We start from the raw sequence: 24,295 nt of genomic DNA on the forward strand, positions 1-24,295 counted from the left end.
ACAATTATTAAAGGATGCTTGTCTCTACCATTTAACGCCTTAACACGTTAAGGTAGAGCAAACATCCGACTAAGGAGTAAAGACACATGTTTAAGAATATTGTTATCGCCACTTTGGCGCTGATGTTAGCGGCCTGCGCCAAAACCCCTGATTGGGATTATGATAAGTCTGTACAATTCGCTAACTACAAAACCTATGCTTGGTCACCTGAAGCGGACCTAAAAAATAATGGTCGTGAATACCAAGTCAATGACTTAATGGAAAAGCGGATCCGCAGTGCAATTCAAAACGAAATGAGCAAACAAGGTTTCACCCTCACCGATCCGCAATCGGCTGACTTACTGGTTAACTATCACGCATCAGTTGATACAAAAATTGAATCTGACTCGCTTCACACCACGTATGGTGCGCGTTGGAATTACTGGGGTATTGGCTGGCAAACACAGACCACAACACGTGAATATGAAGTGGGCACGCTAGTACTAGATATGGTAGACAAAGCGTCTAACCAGCTAGTTTGGCGCGGTGCAAAAGAAGGCCGCTTACGTAGCAACCAATCACCAGATCAAAGAACAGAGTCAATAAACAAAACCATCTCAGAACTATTGGCTAACTTCCCTCCCAAAGCACAGCATTAAGTTTTATAAGTGGAGTATGTATTACTCCACTTCTACATCTACATCTTCCAAAAATCTATCACCATAATGCAAACTCTAAAAATAGCCAAACAGCCCACCAACAAACCCATAAAATTAACATAAATTCAACACAACTTCATTCTCAGCGTAAGCTTCGCCATGCCCCAAGCTAGGCCCATCAAATAAAAAACCAATAAAAACTAACAATCCAATGACTTACAAAAAATTAAGTTAAAGAAAATAAGTGCAAACCAACGTCACACTCTAACAAGTTAAAATAAAAAATTTGACACTGCATTATCATTTAATGTACAAATATTTCGAGGATGTATCCTCAAGGTATAATTTAACTTTTAAGAAGGAATTAAAAATGATCGTTGAAGCACCAAAAGAAAAAATTTCTGTTGCAGAAAAACTAGATGCGTTAAAAGCTAGCTTTTCAGATCAAACACTAAATATTGCAAACGTTGACCAATCTCGTGTTGATAGCATTGCGATTGCTCCACCAATTACCGCTTGGAACTGGTCTAAGTCGTTCGAGAAGTAACCACCTTTTGGTTGATTAGCTGTTAAAGATGTGCAGTGTTAACAGCTTTATTTAGGACGAATGTTATGAATATTTTAACGAGCGAATTACCCAGTTGTCTGAAGTTTGAGAACGACTCCTTTGTTGAGATATTTACGCGATGTAAATTAACATTAATGATAGATATCGTTGAGAAAGAGGTATTATCAAACAAACCGCTCTCAGAATTGTTTGATAAGCTCTCTGAAAGACTGTCAACTAATGATCTGTACCAGCTTTTAAAATTACCAAGATTTTGGAATACATTGATCGCACGCCGTGGTGATGAAAAATATCAATCAACGATAGAGAGATTACTAATTACAGAACTTTCTTTCTTGGAATTTAACCCTGACTATATTATCCAAAGTGATTTCATTGATGAAACCTCAGTCACTTGGAACTTACGCGGTAATCTTGGTTATCAAGCATCCTCAGATAAACTGTTTAAAAATCAAAATGTTCATCCCGACTCAAACATTCTTCTAGACTACTTTAGTGACCTAGCAAGAGGTGTCCAAAAAGATATTCCTTGGGACGATACGGGCATTACTCCAGAGCTTATTCAATGCTCGACTCCAAAAATTTACAATGCGCTAGATTACATAAAAGCGGTTTCAGATCCGTGCTACACAATTTTAAAAGAGAGCATTTGCTCAATAGCAATCCGGTTTGATAAGACAAAAAATCGTTTTAACTGTGCTTCAACTAATATTAGCAATGGCTTAATTGTCTTGATTAATCCTAATCTTAGTGAGGTGAGTGTTGAAACAATTGCCGATGCTATCGTTCATGAGATGACACATAATCTATTTGACCTAGCTGAATTGTATGAGCCGTGTCTACCAACAAAATTTCACTCTCGTATCATCAAATCGCCTTGGACAGGTAGAATGTTAGATCCAAATACCTATATTCAAGCCTGTTACACTTGGTATGGTTTGAAGAATTTCTGGCGAAAGGCGTATGCTTATGAGCCTTCAGATAATGCATATTATTATCTACAACAAGCATCTAGAGGCTTTTCATCATCGAGCTTTTTAGATGCTATCACTGATTCAAAGTTTGAAATAGAACAAAGACTATTCGACACGCTCAAAAATTTGCAGAGTTTAGGTAGTTAAGATGTCTAAACTATTGAGCGATGGAAAAGCACTTTCCGCTGTCACTGGGGTTTTATCTTTATCACTGGGCGCTGTCTTACTTGGATTGATGTTTATTTTTTTTCTAGCAGACAGCTCTATAAATTCTGGACTTTCCAGCGACATATATAAAATTGAAACCCAATTTAACCTACCATCCGGTGAAACCGTGGTAAGCTCTAAAGCGCCTGCTGCACTTATACCTGTATTAGAAAAAGATCAAGCTGTAAAAAGGGTAGGCAAAGTTTATCGTGAGAATATAACTATATTATATAATGATATAGAATTAAAAGGCACTGAAGTCTATGCATTAGATAAAACTGCACAACTCATGCTAAATCTAGGCTCTGAAGAGCTGGGTATAAGTGGAGCTTTCATCTCGTCCACGCTCGCTGAAAAGATAGCGGAAGATAAGAGTAAAATAATTGGAAAAACAATAAAAATAAACAATACTGGTTTATATAGAATAGAGAAAGTAATAAAAATAGATGACACCTTATCAATCCAACCAGATGTGATTGTTAACTTCGATCATTTATATAATGGAAAAATAAAAGAAAGTTATACTGATTGGTATGACACTCATCTTCATCTATTTGTCGAACTGGTAAACAGAAATGACCTAGATCTAGAAAAAATCGTTAGTAGTAACGCACCGCAGATCCCTGGGGCGCCTTTCACCCCAAGTTCATTTATTAACCTTTCAAAAAGAGCAGTTTCAGATCTTCATTATGATAAGAATCACCCTGACGCGCTTGGAATTACATTTTCAAAATCAAGCTTATATCTAATCTTTGGAATCTGCATATTTTCTTTCATTCTTGGAACCGTTGGATTTTTAAGCTCGATAATCTCAATAAAAATCTCTCAATTAGATCGTATAAAGACATTAACAAGCATTGGCGGTAGCGAAATACAGATTATCTTTATTTCTCTACTAGAAAACAAAAATTCTCTTATCATAGCCAATATCACATCAGCTATATTATTTTACCTTATCCTCCCACCTCTTTCCGGTGAGTTTGATATTTTATCTACGGTCAACACAGAGGAAAAGTTATTTACATTATCTTTGATAATAATAACAATTACATCCCTATACACTCTATCTAATGTGTTTGTTATTAAGAGAGTTCTGTCGTATCAAAGCGATGAGTCCATCACCAAATCGACAGGACTAAAAACGATGTGGCTTACAAAAGTCACTGTGTTTCTTCAGATGTTAATCACTTCTATTGTAATTTTTATCGCAGTTAGCTTAACTTATGAACTGTTTACCGAAAAAAAGGCCGACTACGGCTACGATATCGCAAAAAGCCACTTTATAAAGCTAGATGGTGTTAATGATGTAAGTCCTATTACACTGAGAAATAAAATCAATGCCGAATATGGAGAAGTTTCTGCTGTAGCTAGCTGGCACCCATTTGATAAATCATCACACTTTGTCACGGTTTCCACAGCACAACAAAAAATAGATCAGAATATCACACCAATTAACTACTTTTATGCAGGTGAAGAATTTATAAAAGTATTTGGTCTAAATCCGCTAGACTTAGACAGTATCATTCACTCAAATTATGACAGCCATATAAATGGAAAGACAAGGGTTGTAGTAACTCAAGCATTCGCAAATTTATATGACAATATTCCTATCGAAAAGTTATCAATGCATAAATTTTATGCTGACTTAGGGAATGGCGTAGAAGAAATTGAAATAGTTAAAGTAGTTAGTGACTTTTTTTTAAGTAAGGTAAAACCATTTCATGATCCTATTATGATTGTCCTTAATGAAGAGAAAGCAACATCGGTATTACTTAACACTTCTAACCGAATTGTCGATCGTATAAGCATAAATAATAAATTAGATTTTAGCTCAAGCTATGCAGCACTTGAGTCAGAGTATTCAGATTTATCAAAAATCGCCAATTATTTACTTTGGGTTGTCGCTCTGAACATAGTTTTGATTTCCCTAAATACAATTGCCAACAGCTTAGTTGATGTAGAGCGTAATAGTTACACTCTAGATATAATGAAGCAACTAGGAGCTGGATTGAAAGATATCTTTTCTTACACCCTAAAAAACAATATTTATTTATATACTTTTTCTTCTTTAGTTGGAACTTGCATTGGTTATTATATTCTTAAAGACAACCTTTTGATATCTGATAACTTCTCCTTTGGTTTTACGAGCTATATATTTTCTTCTATGGCCATCGCAGCCATCTTCATCAGCGTGATAATTCTTAGCTTTTTTGTTGTTAGCAAAAAGTATCTAGAGAGGCAGTAAAGATTTAAATGGACACTATAATAGAAAACCCTAAAGGTAAGCGTAAAAAGATAGTAGCGTTCTTCTTATTAATGACATTCATCTTTTTCTTTCTTTTATTCCACAGCAACAAGTCGATATCAAGTATACCATATGAAAAAGCAAAAATTATTGCCGTAACAAACTCTCATTCAGCAATTACATCTATAGGTACGATACGTCCGATGAAATCTATCAAGCTGTCCTCTGACATTGGCGGCAGAGTAAAAAGCTTTATCAATCGGCAACATACACTTGTAGAAAAGGGAGATGTTATTTTAGAGCTAGAAAACTATGACTACACATTAAAGTTGACAGAAAAAATGGCTCAAATATCAGAACAGATTAGTAATTTGGAAAATATGAGATTAAATTTGAGGCGTGAGCTTACCTCTTCAAAGTTGTCATTAGAAGATGCCCTTTATAACGTAGATGTACTTGAAAGAGAACTGGATCAAAAACTCAGGTTATTAGAAAAGAATCTTTCTCAAAAATCAGATGTAGAAGACATAAAAAGTAACCTGACTCGATGGAAAGAGAAACAAGGTGTTCTGACTAATTACTACCAATCACAACATAATCAGATTACACATCAGCTAAAGCAGATAGGTGAAACGGTGGAAATATTAAATAGTTTGCTACTCAAGCTTCAGGAGAGCGAGCAGCAGCTTCTTATTAGGGCCCCTATCACAGGCAACCTTGTTGGCTTTGATGTCGAGTCAGGACAACAGATATTGCCTAAAGAAGAATTTGCTTCCCTAGATATGGTGGGTGAATACTTAATTGAAGTAGAGTTAAATGAATTTTATCTAGAGCGAATCAATAAAGAAACAAGAGCTACAGCCAAGATAGACAATAAAAATATTAACTTAAAGATATTAAAAATATTCCCATTAATTAAGCAGGGAAAGTTCAAAATGAACCTTGAGATGCCAAATACCGATGAATGGCAAGGTAACATTAAAGTCGGCCAATCTGTCGAAATAGAACTTGCCAATAGCGATAAGAATATCCTACCTACACTTCCAGCCGAAGCAACGTTTCAAAAAGGTGATACCACATTCGTATATCTTCACTCGGATAAACAGAGTAAGGCTATTAGGACTCCTATCCTTATTAAGGAAAGGATTGGGGATCGAGTAGTGATTGATGCTCCTATGGTGTTAGGTAAAAGCGTCGTAATTTTAGATTGGAACAAAAAATATAAGGAGGAATTATACATTGAATAGCGTCATTCAACTTGAGTGCGTGTGTAAGCACTTCTATACAAATAAAATTAAAACTACTGCCTTAAATAAAGTATCTCTACAAGTTGATAAAGGTGAATTTATTGCCATTACAGGAAAGTCAGGTTCAGGAAAATCAACATTACTCAACGCAATTGGATTATTCTCGAATATTGACTCCGGTAGTTTACATTTAAATGGTTTTGATGTTTCAGCGATATCTCAAAAAAAGAAATTAAAGTACAGAAGAGAACATTTGGGGTATGTGTTCCAGTCTTTCAATTTAATCCCTGACCTATCAGTGTTGGATAATATTATGTTGCCACTCAAATTTAGGGGTGTGCCACACAAAGATAGACTAGGACTGGCAGAGCAAGAATTAGAGCGTATGGAATTAATTGCGAGGAAAGATCATTACCCTAGTCAATTATCTGGCGGTCAACAACAGCGGGTTGCGATTGCCCGAACAATGGCGTGCAAACCAAGTATTATTCTTGCGGATGAACCGACGGGAAATCTGGATGAAAAAACTGGCCAGCGGGTCTTAGATATACTGCTGGAAGTAAATGACACAAGCGCTTCTACAATCATAATGGTAACGCACAGCGCTGCTGCAGCAAGTGTTGCAGGTAGGCGAGTAAGTATGGTTGATGGTGAATTAGTTAATTAAGGAAAATAAATTATGCTCGGTGATATTTCTATTAAAGTTATTGATGCTGCAGAAAACAGTAAAGAAACCGTAGACATAGAAGTGAGTGATTATCAGTACTCTCGCTTAGCATCTCAACTTATTGGTGAGATCAAAGACTATGATATTTTAGACGATGAAGAATTAGCTCTTTTCAGAGAAGAAAAAGCAAGCGATTTCAAAGCAAAGCCACTAAAAGCAAGTAAAGTTGTAGTTGTACTCAAGGCTACACGTCTATGCAACTTACGCTGTACATATTGCCATTCGTGGGCAGAAGGACCAAATCAATCTATAAAATTCGAAAACCTCGTTTCAATTGTTAAACGAATATTAGCAATCCCAAATGTATCTCGAGTGGAGTTTGTTTGGCACGGTGGAGAAGTAACACTTCTTAGACCATTGTTCTTCAAAAAGTTGATTTGGTTACAAGAACAATTTAGACGCCCAGATCACTTCATCACCAATACTATGCAATCAAACGCAGTTAATATATCGGATGAGTGGCTCACTTTCTTAAAAGGCATTGGCATGTCCGTGGGAATTAGCTTTGATGGTGTACCTGAAATCAATGATACTCGGAGACTTGACGTCCGAGGAAGACCAACCAGCATTAAGGTTGCTGAAGGAATTCGACGGCTTAAGCATCATGGTATAGCCTACGGTGCTTTAATAGTCGTCGACAAAGATGTATACAACTTAGATCCTGAACGACTTTTAAGCTATTTACACTCAATTGAATTAAATGACATAGAATTTCTGAACATCGTCCCAGATAACCGAGCAAAGCCTGGTGATGATATCGGTAATGCCTACATTAGCTACAAAGAATACATTGAATTTTTAAGCTGCGTTTATCGTGTTTGGTACGGGCACTACAAAGACAAAGTTAGAATCAGAATGTTTGAAAATTTTATCGATGTTTTATCGGATAAAACTAAGCAACTTTCCGCTTGTTATTGGGCAGGAAATTGCTCTCAAGAAATAATCACTGTCGAACCAAACGGTGATGTTTCACCTTGTGATAAGTATGTTGGAGATATTGGCAGTATTTACGGCTCACTTCTAAATTCAGATCTAGCCACCCTGCTCGAAAAGTCAAATCATAATCAAGCATCTGTAAAAGAAGAAATTGACGCGACGGATCGTATGCGAGAGTGTGAATGGTTCTCAATTTGTAATGGTGGTTGTCCGCATGACAGAGTGATAAATGCTCGCCATGTCGAAGACTATAATGATAAATGTTGTGGAACTGGTAAATTACTTAGAGTTATCGAAGAGTCAATATAAAGAATGATATTTATCCCAGAAGGTATTGTTTTTCAAAAACTTAAAACTCTATGTGCGAAACAGCACTTTACGCTATTCATTGTGGCTGTACTTAATGTTTTAGTCGTCATCAGTTCATTTGGCATTGCCTATACTGTTGAGCTACTGTTTCAAGAGTCAGTCACGAGAGAACGTTTAAACTATTTTGTCTCATTTATCTTGCTTTTATTAATTACATTCGTGCTTTCGAATGGCTTGAGGCAAAAACTCGTATTTGATATAAAGGAGATGCTAAGCAATAAACTACTTAGCTTTGCGATGGGGAGAATGCTATATAAGCAACAAGAGTTATTTGATGTTACTTCCCCTTCCAAGCTTTATTCTAATATCGACTATGATGTTAAAGCTATAAACACCTACGTCCACTTTATTTTAAGCATTTTCTTTCAAGCTTCCGGCACTTTATTGTGTGGCCTAATTTATTTATTAGCCACCAGTTTGTATATGACTTTGCTTTCAATAGTCACCGTTCCGCTGGTTATTCTTATCATTTTTAAAGTAAGCCAGCGAGTTTCCGAGGCCAACGCCCATAAACGGGAAACCGTTGCTAATCTAAACTCGACAATCATTGAATCATTATCAGGTATACAATCAATAAAAATCCATAGAATGGAAACTTTACTGGGAGAACAAATAGAATCGGGAGCGAGTCAAGTCTACAATGCAACTAAAAGACTTCATTCTTTAGAATCTATTGTATCTGGATTAATCATTTTGGGCAGTTTCTCTAGCGTGATCTTTGTTTTGTGGGTAGGCGGGTTGAATGTCATAGAAGGTTCAATGGCGTCGGGAGAATTAGTCGCGTTCATTATGGTATTATTACTGATGTCGTACTCCTTCGCCTCAATAAGTGACATAAACTCCGTTACAACGAAGGCTCGAAACGCAGTTAGCAGCTTAGATAGTTTACTAAATCAAGAGCCCGCTGAACGGTTAGCTTCCGCCACCAAAGATACGTCAACACACAATAAAATTGAATTAACCAACCTGTCGTTTAAATATCAAAAGGCAGATTCTGAATCATTATGTGCTATAACGCATAAATTTAAAGAGCATAAAGTTTACTCTATTATCGGCCGCTCAGGCTCCGGGAAAAGCACTTTAATAAAGCTAATTGCGGGTTTATATCAAAGCTATCTAGGTGAAATTTTCATTCATCAGAATCAGAAAAACTCACAATCGACTCACCAAAAGGTCACGATGGTCGAACAAGATCCTTTCTTTTTCAGTGGACCACTTTGGCAAAATATCACTCTACAACTCAGTTTTGATAATGTCGACGAGTTAAAGCTCAAGCGAGTGTCTCAGCTCTCAAACTTTGATGTCGTCATGCAAAGCAATGGCTTTACCTTTAATAGCGAAGTCACCTTGAATGCCGCAAATTTATCTGGTGGAGAAAAACAGAGACTTGCGATAGCAAGAGCGCTATATTCAGACAGTGATATACTCATTTTAGATGAAGCTACAAACTCTCTCGATCTCGCCACTGAATCCGGTCTTCATAGTCACTTAAAAGAAATAGCAAAAAATAAAACTGTACTAATAATCACACATAACCTAAATAGCATCTACCTTTCAGATCAGGTTATCGTAGTTGATAGCGGGCAGATCGTGGCTACTGATACGCCACAAAATATAATAAAGAATGAACACTTTAGAAAAATAAGCAAAAACCCCGAAACCTTACAAAAGGAGTGTTGAGAATGGAGTTAAATTATAAAGTCATCATCATTGGTGCTGGACCTGCGGGCTTACAATTAAGCTATTATCTTAACAAAGTAAATGTGTCCCATATTGTTTTGGAACGTGCAAAAGTTGCAGGAAGCTTCTTTGAAACTTATCCAGTCCATCGTAAATTGATATCGATAAATAAGGTAAACACGGGCTTTGATAATAAAGAGAAGAACCTTAGATGGGACTGGAATTCACTACTAAATGGCGACGATAAGTTTTCTTTTAAAGACTTTGATAAATCTTACTATCCGAGTGCGGACAACCTTGTCAAATACCTTGGTGAATTCGCGACAAAGTACGAGTTACCTATTCATTACGAAACCCACGTTGCAAAGGTTACAAAAGACGACCACCAATTTACAGTCGTCGATGGTAACGGTAAAGAATATGTAAGTGAGATCTTAGTTGATGCCACAGGGATCGGCGAACTCAACATTCCTAATATAAAAGGCATTGAGCACTCTATAGCCTATACAGAAATGAATAACGACGTAGCTCAATTCACAAATAAGAAAGTACTCATATTAGGGAAAGGTAACTCGGCATTTGAAACAGCTGATAGCTTATTAGAAGTCTCATCAAACACCCATTTAATAAGCCCAGATGATTTCAATTTTGCTTGGGTCAGCCACTACCCCGGGCATTTACGCTCAGTGAATCAGGCGTTTCTAGATACTTTTTTCTTGAAACAGCAAAACGCGATCTTAAACGGAAAAATTGCATCAATTGAACAGTTAGATTCTGGGCAGTATTTGGTAGATATGATTTTTTCAGAAGATGGAGAATCAGAAAAAAACACTTATGATTACGTCATAAACTGTACAGGGTTTAAGTGTAACTTCGATCACTACGCACCAAGTACTTTTCCTGAGTTGTGCTTGAAAAACATGTTTCCTAAGCTTAATCATAAATGGGAAAGTAGTAATATTCCGAATCTGTTTTTTTGCGGAGCGAATATGCAATGCAATGACTACAAAGATTCCTCAACTCCTTTTATACACGGAATTAGGCATAACGCGGAGTCATTATCTGAAATAATTATCAAGAAATTGAATCTTGTAGCACAGCAAAGTAGAAAGCAACTTGATTCTTCTTCAGAATTATACAATGAGATCAGCGAGCGTATAAAATCAGCAACCACAATTTGGTTTTTGTTTGGGAACGCTTATGATTTGTATTCAAAGAAACCAAATGGTGGCTTTGAATTTTTTGAAAGCGTCCCAAAACTTGTTTACGAAAATGAGGAACAGTTTAAGCAATTTTCAGGTTTTAGATTGGAATTTAGCTACCGCATACCAAGTGATAAAGATGAGCAACTCAAGTTTTCTCAACATGGTTTTTTACATCCTGTAGTCAGCAAGTATAAAAATGGAGAGCTAGTCGATGAGGTTCATATGTTAGAAGATATCTATGGTGAATGGGAAGATTTAAGCAAGTTGGACAATGGTATAAAGGAACTAATTGTATCTAATTTCGCGTAAGTATTAACAACGCAAGTAAGCTAGGAGTTCCCGTTAGTTTACTTGCGTTGATAGGATTGCCTAACTAGCTACTTGTTGCAACTGCTTTAGTATCATGACTTTTGCGAGCGCCACTTAGCATAAATAATAGAGACAAAATATAACGTCGACTCATAATGCTTCCTTACTTAGATTTTTGGTTTTTAACTCATTAATTATCTTTGCATCCATCCAGTAGATGTCGACATTGGAATTCTCGTTATCCATCCCTCGATTAAACAATATGTATTTACCATCCCAAGTAACGTAAGCGTACGGCTAACTACACCTAGAGGCTAACATGCCAGGGCAGTAAACTGTCGATATCGCACTGTGGCTGGGCTAATTCGTTTAAGCAATGCATCACATAATCGGTAAGCGTACGGCTAACTACACCTAGAGGCTAACATGCCAGGGCAGTAAACTGTCGATATCGCACTGTGGCTGGGCTAATTCATTTAAGCAATGCATCACATAATCGAATGGGGTGTGGCCGTTTGCTCTGGCTGTTTCGATCACGCTGTAGAGGATTGCGCTACTCTCAGCGCCACTTGTGGTGAAGCTAAACAGCCAGTTCTTTCGCCCTATGACGAACGGTTTGATAGCGCGCTCTGCCCGGTTGTNATAGTGGACGGCCTCGCCCAGCTTCGATTTTGGTACCACCGTTTGTGCTGATTTATCTAACCAGGTTTTAAACTGGGCCWGCAGCGGTGCGCTTTGTTGTACCCGTGCAGCCTGCCGCTCCTCTGCGCTTGCTGTTTTGTTTGCAGTCTCAACTCGATATAACTTTTGAATATGGTTGAGCGCCCAGTTCGCTTTACCAGTTTTACCCTTGGCCTGCGCATCTGCGGCTTCTTTGAACTTGCGTCTTGCGTGCGCCCAGCAACCAACCAGTGTCGCCTGCGTTTGCTCATAGCCCGCATAACCGTCAACTTGCAGATAGCCGTTGTAGCCCTGTAAAAATGCCACAGGACAGCGACTCGCACGACTATTCTGATAGTCGAACAGGGCAATATTGGGGATGCTCTCCTCTACCATAGGCGAGTCCGTGCCGCTGCAATACAGCCACATGTAACTGGTCTGTTTGTCTTCTTTCACCACCTTAACCGTAGTTTCATCGCCGTGCACCACCGGTTGCTGTAGCAACACTTCGTGCAGTCTGTCGTAGAGCGGTTTAAATAAACTGGCACNAGCCGTTGTAGCCCTGTAAAAATGCCACAGGACAGCGACTCGCACGACTATTCTGATAGTCGAACAGGGCAATATTGGGGATGCTCTCCTCTACCATAGGCGAGTCCGTGCCGCTGCAATACAGCCACATGTAACTGGTCTGTTTGTCTTCTTTCACCACCTTAACCGTAGTTTCATCGCCGTGCACCACCGGTTGCTGTAGCAACACTTCGTGCAGTCTGTCGTAGAGCGGTTTAAATAAACTGGCACAGCGGATCACCCAGTCCGCCATGGTTTGCCTGCTCAGCGCGATACCATATTGTTTGAACAGGCTTTCCTGCCGATACAGCGGTAAGCCATACTGATATTTACTGGTGATGATCTGGCTCAGCAAACTGGCCGTGGCAATACCTTTCGGGACCGGGCTCGGTGGGACTGGGACTTGTTTTATCTCAACCCGGGTTTGTGTTTTTTCACAGTGCCGGCAGCTGTATTTTGGTCTGACATGTTCGATGACTTTGACCTGGGCCGGGATAAACTCCAGCTTTTCGCTCACATCCTCGCCCATTTTGTGCAGCTCACCGCCACAGCAGTCACATTGTTTGTTGTCGATGTCATGCACAACACGTTCGCGGGGCAGATCTTTTGGCAGTGGCTGACGTGTCGGCTTTTTGCGCTGATATTCGATGGTTTCCACGTCTTGCTCAGGTGCTTCTTCAACCAGCGTTTCGGCTTCATTGAACAAGTCAGCTTGTGCAGGGTGCGACTCACTGCTGGCCCCAAAACGTTTTTGCTGGGCCAGTCTGAATTGTTCTTCGAGGTAGTTATTACGCGCCTGAAGCTGAGCAATGATCTGCTTCAACTGCTGAGGATCATCAGGCAGTTTATTCATTTCTTTCATGCAGTCTACTGTATCAACAGAGTAACTGTTTTTAAATTAATAGCTTAGATTAATTCGTGATCTAAAAACCCCTGTTATGATCATACGTTATAACCATAGCTGAGCGGCTTGTGGGCAATGACCGATAAGCCAGACAATAACCACTGCCATTGTTCGGCGCTGAGTGTAATGACGTCATCGTCTTCTTTGTCGGGCCATTTAAACTTGTCTTTTTCAAGGCGCTTGTACCACAAGGCAAAGCCGGTTTTATCCCAATATAACACCTTCAGCTTGTCCTTGTTTTTATTGCAAAACGCAAACACCTGACCGCTCATCGCGTGTGCTGCCATTTCTTGCTCAACAAYCGCCGCGAGCCCATTGATGGATTTACGAAAGTCTACTGGCTGGCGGTGCAAGTAAACAGACTCATTGTGCCAGCAGATCAAGACAGCGCCCTGAGCAGTGCAGCCAACCACAGGGCATCTGTGTTTGATGGCAACAACACCGTATTCTGACCATGCTTGAGCTGTAACAACTCAGGCAGAGAAACGGACTCAGATGCAGCAGGCTTAGCGGCAATAAAAGATGACTCAGGTGGTTTTTTAGTGCGAAGTTTACTTCGGCGATTATAAAAAGACTTGGTACTAAGGTTGTGCTGCGTGCAGAAGTCAGTGACAGACAAACCACTGAGTTCCTGTTGTTCGATAAGTTTCAGCCATTGCTCTGCGGTTTTGTGTTTAGGCATGGTCAGCTCCGAATTGAGAACCATGCTTGAGCTGTAACAACTCAGGCAGAGAAACGGACTCAGATGCAGCAGGCTTAGCGGCAATAAAAGATGACTCAGGTGGTTTTTTAGTGCGAAGTTTACTTCGGCGATTATAAAAAGACTTGGTACTAAGGTTGTGCTGCGTGCAGAAGTCAGTGACAGACAAACCACTGAGTTCCTGTTGTTCGATAAGTTTCAGCCATTGCTCTGCGGTTTTGTGTTTAGGCATGGTCAGCTCCGAATTGAGRTCAGAGCTGTACTTTATAGGCTGAGCGTATTCAGTAGCTAGGTGTGGTTCTGGCGACGCTTACGATACATTATAAAAGTAAAATATAGCAAACCAAGCATGTCGCACAAGTGGTTTTGACCCGCTGCGCTCAAATACAGAGCACAACGCAACAATTAAATAAGTTTGTAGTTAGTTTTAAGATTTGTTTTCGCACTTTATCGTCTCTTCCCCAAGACGATAGGCATTATTTGCCAACACATAAGTTCCCGAAATAATAGCAGTAGTAGGAACGAGTATCGGCGTTAATATAATTCCACTCACGGAATAATACGTATTGGTTTCGTCTGCAACATCGACTATCTTTAGGGTTTTTCTATCCGATGAGATCTCACACTTGTTGATGTGGGCAGTATCCTGGACGGGCATTACCACACAAGCGCTTAGTGAGATTACCGGTAACATAATCAGTCTGTTTAATTTCATCACCTTTCCTTGAATTTAGTTTTCAATACTTTCATGACGTAGCTCTTGGACATTACCTCCCTCTAAAGGTTCCCTGTGCTTTACGCTTAAACTGCGCCAAACTGGTATTGCTTTCTACAGTTTTCAGTCTTGATCCAACAGCGATTATGGCTCAATAAATCCGAGGTGCCTCGTTAAAAGTGAAGCACCCAATACTGATAAGTTGAGCCGAAGTTTTAAGATTTCGCGAGGTTTTGTTCGTAGACCTTAAGTGCGTGTTCTAAATCTTCTATCAAGTCTTCTACATCTTCAAGACCGATGTGAAGGCGGATCACGGGGCCAAGTGTCCAACCTGTAGTTGATCGCAAATGCTCCATGGTTTTATTGGCTGTAACTAAACTTTCATAGCCGCCCCATGAGAAACCCATTTTAAAATGGGATAAGGCATCTAAGAAACGGTTAATCGCCTTTTGGCTACCTTCTTTCATTACGATTGAAAATAAGCCATTACTGCCATCAAAGTCTCGCTTGAAGAATTCATGACCAGGGCAAGTATCAAAAGCGGGATGTCTAACGTGATCCACGAGCGGATGCGCTTCGAGCCATTTCGCCACTATCATTGCCGACTGTTCGTGTTGTTTTAACCTCGCAGGCATAGTACGTAACCCACGTAGTGCTAAATAAGCATCATCTGCAGAGGTACATTGACCCAGTAAATACGAGTGTTCTCTAAGTTCAGGCCAATAACGCTCGTTTGCAACAGCAACCCCCATCATGACATCCGAATGCCCAACAATATACTTGGTTGCCGCTTGAATGCTGATATCAACACCATGATCGAGCGGACGAAACTGCCAGCCATTACCCCACGTATTATCAAGCATAGTGATAACGCCACGGCGCTTTGCAACTTCAACCATCGCTGGCACATCTTGAACTTCCATGGTGATTGAACCTGGAGACTCTAAGAACAACACTTTGGTATTGTCTTGAATTAACGCGTCAATACCAGCGCCAACCATAGGGTCATAATAAGTGGTTTCGATACCATAGCCTTTTAACAGCTTATCGCACAAATCTCTGGTTGGTTCATAGGCAGTATCCACCATCAGCAAGTGATCGCCTGCTTTTAAAAATGACAGTAGTGACTGTGCGATAGCAGCAGCACCAGACGGATATAAGGCGCAACCCGCACCATTTTCAAGCTCAGTAATGGCATCTTGCAAGGCGAAATGGGTATTAGTGCCACGGCGGCCGTAAAACAGGGTGCGATGTCCACGGCCTTTTATCGCTTCTTGCATTTCGGCAACGCTCTCAAAAACTACAGTAGAGGCGCGCTGAACAACTGGGTTTACTACCCCTTTGGTATATTCTGCTTTTCTTCCAGCAGCAACGATTTTAGTATGCTTTTTCATAATTACTCTTCTGATTGTGCACGCCAGTATTCAACTAAATATCTGGAGATAGAGTCTTCTCTGGTGAGTTTATAGCCGGGCTTTGTATCACCCCACTCTGAAAATGTATTAAGCTCCGCCCGTGAAAACCATTTAGCTTGCTCAAGCTCATCTTGCTCGACAAAAATCTCTGTGGTTTTTGCCTTCGCGATAAACCCCAGCATAAGTGATGACGGGAACGGCCAAGGCTGTGAGGCAATATAAGTGGCGTCGTATGCTTCAACACCCGCCTCTTCCATCACTTCCCTTATCACGGCTTGCTCTAACGATTCGCCGGGATCAACAAACCCAGCCAGCGTCGAAAATACCCCTTCTGGCCAAACAGCCTGACGGCCCAACAAGCAGCGTTCAACGCCATCAGGGAAAACATGAGTGACAAGCATGATAACGGCTGGATCTGTACGTGGAAACGTCATGTGGCGGCATTCAGGGTTAACACAACGTCTTGCATGACCTGCTTCAACCATTTTATTGGGTTGCCCACAACGTCCGCAAAAACAATGGGTTTTATGCCAGTAGCATAAGCCTCGTGCAAGCACACCAATTGAGCCTTGTTGCTTTGGTAAGTTACGACCCACTTGGCGCATATCGATGAATTCTGACTCGGAGTCAATAAAAGAAAGCTTGTCTCGTTGTTTAGAGACATCAAGCGCAAAATAGCTGTGCGCTTCGTCACGACCTAAGAATATCGCGTCTTGAAGTGCTAAATCAGCGACTTCTGTGCGAGAAAGATAATGTAATTCATTATCTCCGACACGCACTAAATTAGCGTCGTCTTGAATTAATAACCAGCGACTATTGTCACCCATTTGAGATAATAACCAGTTTTGATCTTTTCTTTCGTTAGACGCTCTGTCTAACGTCATTTGAGTGTAATACAGCAAGCCCCTATTCCTTCGTGTTCTGGAACATTTTATCCACCTCGGCGAGACCTTAAAGCTACCATAGCACAAAGGTGCAGGCAAAAAAAAAGCCCATAAATGGGCTTTTGAAAACTACAGTGTGATTTCACACTACAGAGAGGCAAGATAGTCCAACAGCTTTTGATTTTCGTTTTCAATATGCTTATAGAATTCAATATCTTTTAGCTTAGATGCCGCAGCTTCATCGATGACGATTACAGCATCACGATGCATTTGTAGTGCCGAAGCCGGACACGCCGCAGTTAACGGGCCTTCCACCATAGCAACAACGGCATCAGCTTTGTTTTCACCAGTCGCTAATAACACGACTTTTTTAGCATCTAAAATCGTGCCAATACCCATTGTGATTGACAAATGAGGTTGGTACTCATCAGCTTTAAAAAAACGAGCATTATCATCAATCGTCGCTTTCGTTAGGGTTTTAACCCGAGTGCGTGACGTCAATCCAGAAGATGGCTCGTTAAAGCCAATATGGCCATTTCTGCCAATACCTAACAGTTGTACATCAATACCACCAGCAGATTTAATACGTGCTTCATACTCGCCGCACGCCGTAATTGGATTTTTTGCATCCCCCGGCGGTACGTGCGTGTTACTTCTATCAATGTTGATATGGTCAAATAGCTGCTGCTGCATAAAGTAACGATAACTTTGTGGGTGCGAGCCATCTAAGCCTAAATATTCATCTAGATTAAAGCTGGTAACTTCCGCAAAACTGATTTCGTTTGCTTGGTTACGCTTAATTAATTCTTGATACAAAGCAACCGGTGTTGAACCCGTCGCTAATCCCAACACAGAGTTAGCTTTACGCTTTAATTGCGTTGTAAAAATGTCTGCACCATATGCTGCCACTTCGGCAGCGTCTTTTAAAATGACTACTTGCATACGATTAACCAAATGTTGAGATGATTAGAATAAAATGGGATCTGAGCCTTGCCTCGCGTGCAATCAAAGCAAGGTCAGATCGAACCTAATTGGGATACACAACATTAGGTTATTACCATTATGACAACGCTGTCATTATTATCAGAAATAATTCGCTTGTAAAGCAAAAGTGAAAAAAAATATGGATATTTTTTACTCTATGCAATCTAAAGGTGTTAAAAAGCCCACAACGGTGGGCTTTTTGAAAGGAGGCTTGTGAATATTATACACTTACAAAAATACGGCGTTTATACATCCAGTGCAGCACTAAAAGCTGTACCGCCAGTAGCGCAAAAACAGCAATTAATGGTTGCCACGCAGCCGGCACGGCGGCAATCACGCCACCGAATACGCTTTTACTAATAAAGGTCCAATTCACTAAGCTTGACGCCAAATAAATAATAATGGAGTTGGCTCCTATAATAACAAATGGATACGCCCAACGTTGAAAGCTCAGTACATCTACTATCGCGTAAAATACCGCTAGTAGAATTGCACTCCAGCCGACGGTTACTAGCACAAATGAGCTTGTCCACAATTCTTTATTAACTGGAAATTGCATGTCCCAAAGCCAACCTAGTGCTAAGGCGAGTACACCAGAGCCTGCCAAAATACCAACAATTTTCCACTCTCCCTGCGTTTGTGCATTGGCGATCGCACGACCAGCAAATACACCTGCGATAGCATTTACAATGGCAGGTAAGCTTGACAGCACACCTTCTGGGTCAACCGGACGATTTTGATAACTGGTCCCTGGTAGTAAATACGTATCAATGAACGCATTCCAACTACCAACACCATTTGCACTTAAGTCCCCCGCTTGCCCACCAGGAACCGGGATAAAGCAAAGCAGTAACCAATAAAATGTCAATATGCCTACACCCACATAAGCCAAGGTTCGCAAGCTCGTATGCCAAACCAGTAAAGCACAAAAGAACCAAGCAAACGCAATGCGACCTAATACACTAGCGTAGCGAACACCGTCTGGATCCATTGGGATCCCAGTTCCCCAACCATGATTGTATAACACGCCAAAAGCACACAGTAACAAAAGGCGCTTCAGTGCTTTGAGATAAAACGATTTACGTTCATTAAAGGGCAGATGATCGATACGTTTAGGCGACAAGCCCATCGCCACACCCGATAAAAAGATAAACAGTGGGAAGATAAGATCATAAAAAGTGAAGCCATGCCAAGGACTGTGCAGTGTGTGCGCTTCAAAAGCCTTCCACCCTTGCCATCCGGTCAGTACAAACAGTGCCGCAAAAATAGACTGGCCACCTAAGATCCAGAACATATCCATGCCGCGTAAGGCATCTAAAGACGCAAGTCGCTTTGGCTTATTATTCGTTGTCATTGCTATTTATCCGCGTGAAAACATTAACTATGGATCGCTCAATCAAGCAAATCCATTTGCCTCAAGGTTAGTTTTGATGCGCGTTGCAATCATGACTCTATCATTACGCACACGACATTAACTTCCTGAGTTGTCGATCCACCCATGCTTAACCAAATACCGGCTAAGCTTAAAAAACAAAGCCCCGCGGTACTGCTGCGGGGTTTTATCAGGGAAACTTAAGCGGCCGTTTCCGTCCACTATTCAATTGCAAATCAATTACAGCAACTGACCACCAATATAGGTTTGCTTCACAATCAAATCGCTGTTGAGCACCACGAAATCAGCATCAGCACCCGATCTTAGATGCCCCTTTTGAGACAGGCCAAGATATTGCGCAGGGTAAAGAGAGGCCATGCGCAAACTCTCCGCTAGGCTCACGTTAAGCGTATTGACGGTATTTCGCACCGCACTTGCCATATCCAATACACTACCAGCAAGCTCACCGGTTGTTGAATTTAACCGATCGCCAGTACGAATAACTTTTCTGCCATCAAAAAAGTCAAACTCCGTATCATCTGTCCCAACCGGAGGCATGGCATCCGTCACTAGCATCACTTTGCCGCGCTGCTTAGTACGAATCGCAAGCTGCGCCGACAATGGATGAACGTGATGGCCATCAACAATCAAACCACACCAGCTATTGTCATTCCAAAGCGCGGCACCGACAACGCCCGGCTCACGGGAAGTAAACGCAGACATTGCATTAAATAGGTGAGTAAAGCCATCCACGCCAACATTGAGTGCAGCGTTAGCGGTGTCATAGTCCGCGTTTGAATGACCGATACACACTTTCACACCCAAAGAAATCAAGCGTTCGATATCGCTAAGTGGCACAGTTTCAGGTGCTAAAGTTACCATTTTGATGCCTAAATCTTGACGCGCGTATACCGCAAACTCTTGCTCTGAAATTGGTCTAATGAACTTTTCGCTATGCGTACCCTTTTTAGGATGAGATAAGTGTGGACCTTCAAAATGGATCCCAAGCACTCCAGGCTGATTAGTAGCAATAGCTTCTGCTGTTGCATCTGCCGCTTGTTGCATCACTTCAATCTTGTCAGTGATAAGGGTTGGCATTAATCCCGTGGAACCAAACTGGCCATGTGCTTTAACCATAGTCGCCAAGCATGTCGTGGATTGCTCGGCATTAAAAAATGCACCGCCACCACCATTAACTTGTACGTCAATAAAACCTGGTGCAACTAGCCCTGATAGCTTAGATACATTGGTTACTAGCGACTCAGTTACATAACGAATTTGGCCGTTGTTAACTTCGAAATAAACGTCTTTTCTAAAACTTTCACCATCAAAAAATTCTGGAGCAAAATAACATTGAGTCGTCATTAGTTCGCCTTTTTTAATTCTTGACCTGCACTTTGAATTGCAAAGTAAATTGCCCCCATTTCAGGAGGTTGTTTAGGTAATTGGACTTGCTTTGCAACTTCTGGGTCGAGCCAAGGTTGTAGCGGCTCTGATAATCCGCCGATCATAGAGAGTCTAGGTGGGTTTAGTTCAAGTAAACGCTTCGCTAAACGACTAATATATTCCGCACCAGACTTTACGATAGTAAGAGCAATTTCATCATTTAGCTTGGCTTGCTCTAATACATAACGAGCCAGCTTTGCATAACCACTAGACGGTTGTCCCGCCATTTGTTCAGCAATACCCATAGCCCCTTTCGCACTGAAGTGCTCTAGTAATACTTGGCTCAATGACGTTTTTTCGCCAAGGCCATCGAGATCGAGTAATGCAGCTTTTACCGCCTCTAATCCCATCCATGCGCCACTGCCCATATCGCCTTGAGCAAAGCCATGACCACCATAGTTCACTGTTTTACCATCAACTAAGGCAAAACCACAGGAGCCGGTGCCCGTAATAATCACGGCACCATCGCTACCTTCATGAGCACCAATACACGCGGTGTGTAAGTCTGTGGTAAGGAACATTTGTTTAAAGGGATGCTCCCATTGCATGATTTTGTCATAGAGCGCGGGTAAGTTAACACCTGCAAGGCCAAGACCTGCATTTAGCTCATGTACTTGTTCAACACGAAGACCTGCGTCTTGTAACGCCATTTGTGTCGACACCATGATAGATTCAAGCGTGCGCTCTAGACCATGTAGGGGATTCGCAGGACCGCCTAGACCCGTACCCAAAACGCCATGTTGAAGAGAATAAATTGTAGCGCGGCATTTTGTTCCACCACCATCGACGCCGATGTATAGTTGGTCTTGGTTAACCTGTTTAGCCATCATGTAAAGACCCCTACTTTGTTCTGGATTAGACCGCGTTATTGTTTTCGTTGGACACGGTTTTTCATTCATGTTGAATTGATGTTACACAACAAATGACAGCGTTGTCATTAATTTTTTCAAGAAATTTCTTCATTTTGAAAAAAACTAATATTGCACAGATTGTGAGGATTGTCAGTGAAAAATTGCAATAATCGTCAAATTACAAGGACTAACAGAGATTAGGGATTGTTAGACACATAATAAAAAAGCGACTCAATATTACATCAAGTCGCTTTATCGATTTAACCTTATCGTTCAGGTTATTCGCAGATTACTTAACCCCAAGCTCTCTCAAACGCTCTTGCAAATAGCTATCTGCAGTGTAACGCTCTGACAACACAACATCCGGTCTTGGATGTAAGAATAGCGGCAATGAAATACGAGATTTCGTCGACGCTTTGCCTGTTGGGTTAATCACACGGTGAATTGTCGATGGGAAGTAATCACCCGACGCCTCTTGCAGCATGTCACCAATGTTAATAATCAACGAACCAAAGTCGCATGGTACGTCTAACCAGCTGCCATCTTGTCTTTGCACTTGTAGGCCAGGCTCATTTGCCGCAGGCAATACAGTAAGTAGATTGATATCACCATGCGCTGCGGCGCGAATTGCACCTGGTTCTTCATCGCCTGTCATTGGTGGGTAATGAAGAATACGCAGTAATGTCTGCTCTGATTCTTTGATCATATCTTTGAGATCAATAGAGAATCTCGCTCTCACATCTGCAGGCGCTTCCGCTTGTACCCAGCTTAGCAACTCTTGAGCAAACTCGCTCGCTAAACGGTAATATTCACGAATCTCTGCTTCTAATTGAGCCGGTACGCGACCTTTTGGATAAACGTGAAAGTACTCTTTGATGTCTTTGACTGTAAAACCTTTCGCAACTTCAGAGACTTCTGGTGGGAAGTAACCATCTTGGGTTTCTTTATTGAAAAGGAATTCGTGTTTTTCTTCTGAATTAAAAAATTCTTGCCAATGTTTGTAGATTGATTCAACCAACTCTTGTGGGATTGGGTGATTTTTTAGTACACCGAAACCCGTGTTTCTTAAAGATTCTACAAATTCTTTCGCAGCATTTGGCGATTGATAGTCTACGGTAGGTAACTGTTGCATAATGGTTCCACCAAAATTATTAGTAATTCATGGTTATTTACTCAATTGCACATCGGGGTAAATAACGCACTTCCCGTGTCATCTCAACACTGCGTACCTAGTAGAAGGTAAGGCGTATGTTATCGGGTCTGTTAACCTAGGGGGTTGTTTTTAAGCAGTAAACTTGTATTTAACAAGCCTCACTCAAAACAGCAACAGCAAAGGCTAAAAAGCCCTTATACGATCGTGTTGTCGATAATTCTTCAAAAAGTGTAGCTAATTACATGGTCAGCAGAGTACTTTTTAAAGATTACGTTTTAACAGCGAGCGAGCTTATTGAATTAGGACAAATGATATAAGGACTTATGTCCGCTTTTATGTATAGGGCCTGAGACTTTTGATGCAGATCAAGCATTATCGGGGGTATCTATCGGTATTTGGATATCCCACTCCAATCCTTGCGGTGTATTTTTCACGCTAAACTCTCCATTGAGTGCCCCTGAAACCAAGTTAGCAGTTAAATTTGCGCTTAACCCAACATGGCCTGCATTACCTCTTTTTGTCGTCACAAATGGTTTTAATAACTCTTGTGTACTAATTCCTCTAAGCCCTATTCCATTGTCAGTATAATTAACATGTAAATTGTTACCTGAGCGCGTAAAGGTGATAGTGGCAAGGTGATCATGGTCAATCCAGGCATGCGCAATAGAGTTTTCAACTAAGTTGCTCAATACCTCAACCAGTGCTTGACCATCCACGTAAACTTCAGTTGCTGTGTTACCAACAAACTGAATTTGTACGTCTTGCTTTGAAAAATCTTTTTTCAGTCTTGTTTCTATTTCTTGTAATTTAACGTCAGCACAACTGCTATCTCGCTCAGACTGAGAGACCGATTTTAATAAACTGACAAACTTAGCCACTTTTTCTAGATTACGGCTGCACAGCGCACTACTGTCTTTGATCTGCTCAAACCCCGTTACCAGCTCATCCTGCGTAAGCGTACCTGCGGTGAGTGCACTTTGTAGCTCCTGCATGACGCCTTCTAAAAAGGTGTTGGACGTAATACTGGTACCAAGCGGGGTATTAATTTCGTGTGCAATCCCCATCACCATTTGGTTTATAGCCTTAGATAGCTGCTGTTTTACCGCTAACTTTTGCGCTTCAATTAACTTAAATTGGGTGTTTACTCTGGCTATGATTTCAGCGGGTTTATAAGGTTTGGTGATGTAATCAACACCACCGACTTCGAATGCTTGTACCAAGCTCTCGCTGTCTTCATAAGCACTCACAAAAATAACCGGAATGGCCGCCGCCGAATTGTCGGACTTAAGCACTTTACATAGTTCAATCCCCGACATATTTGGCATTTTTATATCGGTAATAATTAACTCAGGCTGGTGCTTTTTAACAATACCTAAGGCAATATCCCCACCCCGTGCTGCCAATACTTTATACCCTTCCTTTCTTAGTATGAGCTGCAATACTTGGAGGTTTTCCGGCATATCGTCAACAATTAAAATGTCTGACATGTAACGTTACTCAAGTCCTTAAGATAGACACTTTTTACAGCATAGCTTGAGA

The 24,295-nt window shown here is 40.9% G+C and carries 20 protein-coding genes and 2 pseudogenes; 9 read left to right on the forward strand and 13 right to left on the reverse strand.

Annotation, left to right across the window (positions count from 1 at the left end; genetic code table 11):
• Window positions 1–86: 86 nt before the first annotated feature.
• The 9 genes from DS891_RS04985 to DS891_RS05025 all read left to right on the forward strand — a co-directional run bounded on the left by DS891_RS04985 (window position 87) and on the right by DS891_RS05025 (window position 11,105).
• Window positions 87–638 carry a DUF4136 domain-containing protein gene (locus DS891_RS04985; protein ID WP_174169035.1) on the forward strand — a complete coding sequence of 184 codons (552 nt, stop codon included), beginning with the start codon at window positions 87–89 and terminating at the stop codon, window positions 636–638.
• Window positions 639–1,008: 370 nt separating this feature from the next.
• Window positions 1,009–1,185: a darobactin family peptide antibiotic gene (gene darA / locus DS891_RS04990; RefSeq protein WP_157782782.1), complete on the forward strand. Its 177-nt coding sequence runs from the start codon at window positions 1,009–1,011 to the stop codon at window positions 1,183–1,185.
• A 65-nt stretch (window positions 1,186–1,250) separates the two neighbouring features.
• Window positions 1,251–2,327 carry a hypothetical protein gene (locus tag DS891_RS04995; protein WP_174169036.1) on the forward strand — a complete coding sequence of 359 codons (1,077 nt, stop codon included), beginning with the start codon at window positions 1,251–1,253 and terminating at the stop codon, window positions 2,325–2,327.
• 1 nt (window position 2,328) lies between these two features.
• Window positions 2,329–4,632 (forward strand): darobactin export ABC transporter permease subunit, encoded by a 2,304-nt coding sequence (darB, locus tag DS891_RS05000; RefSeq protein ID WP_174169037.1) that lies wholly within the window; start codon window positions 2,329–2,331, stop codon window positions 4,630–4,632.
• A gap of 8 nt (window positions 4,633–4,640) precedes the next feature.
• Entirely contained in the window at window positions 4,641–5,879 is a 1,239-nt protein-coding gene (locus DS891_RS05005) for an HlyD family efflux transporter periplasmic adaptor subunit (protein ID WP_010604505.1), read from the forward strand.
• On the forward strand, window positions 5,872–6,546 hold the full coding sequence (locus DS891_RS05010) for an ABC transporter ATP-binding protein (RefSeq protein WP_102056618.1): 675 nt from the start codon (window positions 5,872–5,874) through the stop codon (window positions 6,544–6,546). Before DS891_RS05005 ends, DS891_RS05010 begins: the two co-directional genes overlap by 8 nt.
• A 12-nt stretch (window positions 6,547–6,558) precedes the next feature.
• Window positions 6,559–7,851, forward strand: coding sequence for a darobactin maturation radical SAM/SPASM protein DarE (gene darE / locus DS891_RS05015; protein ID WP_010604503.1), 1,293 nt, complete (start codon window positions 6,559–6,561; stop codon window positions 7,849–7,851).
• A 3-nt stretch (window positions 7,852–7,854) separates the two neighbouring features.
• Window positions 7,855–9,591, forward strand: coding sequence for an ABC transporter ATP-binding protein (locus DS891_RS05020; RefSeq protein WP_174169038.1), 1,737 nt, complete (start codon window positions 7,855–7,857; stop codon window positions 9,589–9,591).
• Between the two features lie 2 nt (window positions 9,592–9,593).
• Window positions 9,594–11,105: an NAD(P)-binding domain-containing protein gene (locus DS891_RS05025; RefSeq protein ID WP_102056616.1), complete on the forward strand. Its 1,512-nt coding sequence runs from the start codon at window positions 9,594–9,596 to the stop codon at window positions 11,103–11,105.
• 414 nt (window positions 11,106–11,519) lie between these two features.
• Here DS891_RS05025 and DS891_RS05030 read toward each other — a convergent pair.
• The 13 genes and pseudogenes from DS891_RS05030 to DS891_RS05090 form a co-directional block, all read right to left on the reverse strand.
• Window positions 11,520–12,302: pseudogene (locus DS891_RS05030) on the reverse strand (IS66 family transposase); the annotation flags it as partial.
• A 13-nt stretch (window positions 12,303–12,315) separates the two neighbouring features.
• Window positions 12,316–13,194: pseudogene (locus tag DS891_RS05035) on the reverse strand (IS66 family transposase); the annotation flags it as partial.
• 80 nt (window positions 13,195–13,274) lie between these two features.
• Window positions 13,275–13,619, reverse strand: a complete 345-nt coding sequence (gene tnpB / locus DS891_RS05040; RefSeq protein WP_174169041.1) for an IS66 family insertion sequence element accessory protein TnpB — start codon at window positions 13,617–13,619, stop codon at window positions 13,275–13,277.
• Window positions 13,616–13,918 (reverse strand): hypothetical protein, encoded by a 303-nt coding sequence (locus tag DS891_RS05045; protein WP_174169042.1) that lies wholly within the window; start codon window positions 13,916–13,918, stop codon window positions 13,616–13,618. Before DS891_RS05045 ends, tnpB begins: the two co-directional genes overlap by 4 nt.
• Entirely contained in the window at window positions 13,911–14,168 is a 258-nt protein-coding gene (locus DS891_RS05050; protein ID WP_174169043.1) for a hypothetical protein, read from the reverse strand. Before DS891_RS05050 ends, DS891_RS05045 begins: the two co-directional genes overlap by 8 nt.
• Before the next feature lie 698 nt (window positions 14,169–14,866).
• Window positions 14,867–16,045, reverse strand: coding sequence for a cystathionine beta-lyase (locus DS891_RS05055; RefSeq protein ID WP_174169044.1), 1,179 nt, complete (start codon window positions 16,043–16,045; stop codon window positions 14,867–14,869).
• Window positions 16,046–16,047: 2 nt separating this feature from the next.
• The gene (gene nudC / locus DS891_RS05060; protein WP_010604063.1) at window positions 16,048–16,950 is read right to left on the reverse strand and encodes an NAD(+) diphosphatase; all 903 of its coding nucleotides are present in this window, start codon (window positions 16,948–16,950) and stop codon (window positions 16,048–16,050) included.
• A gap of 147 nt (window positions 16,951–17,097) precedes the next feature.
• Entirely contained in the window at window positions 17,098–17,892 is a 795-nt protein-coding gene (nagB, locus tag DS891_RS05065; RefSeq protein WP_010604062.1) for a glucosamine-6-phosphate deaminase, read from the reverse strand.
• A gap of 262 nt (window positions 17,893–18,154) precedes the next feature.
• Window positions 18,155–19,288: a transmembrane glucosamine N-acetyltransferase NagX gene (gene nagX, locus DS891_RS05070; protein WP_010604061.1), complete on the reverse strand. Its 1,134-nt coding sequence runs from the start codon at window positions 19,286–19,288 to the stop codon at window positions 18,155–18,157.
• A gap of 258 nt (window positions 19,289–19,546) precedes the next feature.
• Entirely contained in the window at window positions 19,547–20,671 is a 1,125-nt protein-coding gene (gene nagA / locus DS891_RS05075) for an N-acetylglucosamine-6-phosphate deacetylase (protein ID WP_174169045.1), read from the reverse strand.
• Window positions 20,671–21,582 carry an N-acetylglucosamine kinase gene (gene nagK, locus DS891_RS05080; RefSeq protein WP_102056609.1) on the reverse strand — a complete coding sequence of 304 codons (912 nt, stop codon included), beginning with the start codon at window positions 21,580–21,582 and terminating at the stop codon, window positions 20,671–20,673. Before nagK ends, nagA begins: the two co-directional genes overlap by 1 nt.
• 310 nt (window positions 21,583–21,892) lie before the next feature.
• Window positions 21,893–22,735 (reverse strand): isopenicillin N synthase family oxygenase, encoded by an 843-nt coding sequence (locus DS891_RS05085; protein ID WP_017219251.1) that lies wholly within the window; start codon window positions 22,733–22,735, stop codon window positions 21,893–21,895.
• 386 nt (window positions 22,736–23,121) lie between these two features.
• Window positions 23,122–24,243, reverse strand: coding sequence for a hybrid sensor histidine kinase/response regulator (locus DS891_RS05090; protein WP_174169046.1), 1,122 nt, complete (start codon window positions 24,241–24,243; stop codon window positions 23,122–23,124).
• Window positions 24,244–24,295: the final 52 nt, after the last annotated feature.

This window comes from Pseudoalteromonas sp. JC28 (genome assembly GCF_013319255.1).
Classification (GTDB): Bacteria; Pseudomonadota; Gammaproteobacteria; order Enterobacterales; family Alteromonadaceae; genus Pseudoalteromonas.

Coding starts and splice junctions, on each gene's coding strand:
- DS891_RS05055 (WP_174169044.1), bottom strand. CDS start 16,045: ATGAAAAAGCATACTAAAATCGTTGCTGCTGGAAGAAAAGCAGAATAT.
- nudC (WP_010604063.1), bottom strand. CDS start 16,950: ATGACGTTAGACAGAGCGTCTAACGAAAGAAAAGATCAAAACTGGTTA.
- DS891_RS04995 (WP_174169036.1), top strand. CDS start 1,251: ATGAATATTTTAACGAGCGAATTACCCAGTTGTCTGAAGTTTGAGAAC.
- DS891_RS05050 (WP_174169043.1), bottom strand. CDS start 14,168: ATGCCTAAACACAAAACCGCAGAGCAATGGCTGAAACTTATCGAACAA.
- DS891_RS05025 (WP_102056616.1), top strand. CDS start 9,594: ATGGAGTTAAATTATAAAGTCATCATCATTGGTGCTGGACCTGCGGGC.
- DS891_RS05090 (WP_174169046.1), bottom strand. CDS start 24,243: ATGTCAGACATTTTAATTGTTGACGATATGCCGGAAAACCTCCAAGTA.
- DS891_RS05005 (WP_010604505.1), top strand. CDS start 4,641: ATGGACACTATAATAGAAAACCCTAAAGGTAAGCGTAAAAAGATAGTA.
- nagA (WP_174169045.1), bottom strand. CDS start 20,671: ATGACGACTCAATGTTATTTTGCTCCAGAATTTTTTGATGGTGAAAGT.
- nagK (WP_102056609.1), bottom strand. CDS start 21,582: ATGATGGCTAAACAGGTTAACCAAGACCAACTATACATCGGCGTCGAT.
- nagB (WP_010604062.1), bottom strand. CDS start 17,892: ATGCAAGTAGTCATTTTAAAAGACGCTGCCGAAGTGGCAGCATATGGT.
- DS891_RS04985 (WP_174169035.1), top strand. CDS start 87: ATGTTTAAGAATATTGTTATCGCCACTTTGGCGCTGATGTTAGCGGCC.
- DS891_RS05085 (WP_017219251.1), bottom strand. CDS start 22,735: ATGCAACAGTTACCTACCGTAGACTATCAATCGCCAAATGCTGCGAAA.
- darE (WP_010604503.1), top strand. CDS start 6,559: ATGCTCGGTGATATTTCTATTAAAGTTATTGATGCTGCAGAAAACAGT.
- darB (WP_174169037.1), top strand. CDS start 2,329: ATGTCTAAACTATTGAGCGATGGAAAAGCACTTTCCGCTGTCACTGGG.
- DS891_RS05020 (WP_174169038.1), top strand. CDS start 7,855: ATGATATTTATCCCAGAAGGTATTGTTTTTCAAAAACTTAAAACTCTA.
- nagX (WP_010604061.1), bottom strand. CDS start 19,288: ATGACAACGAATAATAAGCCAAAGCGACTTGCGTCTTTAGATGCCTTA.
- darA (WP_157782782.1), top strand. CDS start 1,009: ATGATCGTTGAAGCACCAAAAGAAAAAATTTCTGTTGCAGAAAAACTA.
- DS891_RS05045 (WP_174169042.1), bottom strand. CDS start 13,918: ATGCCTAAACACAAAACCGCAGAGCAATGGCTGAAACTTATCGAACAA.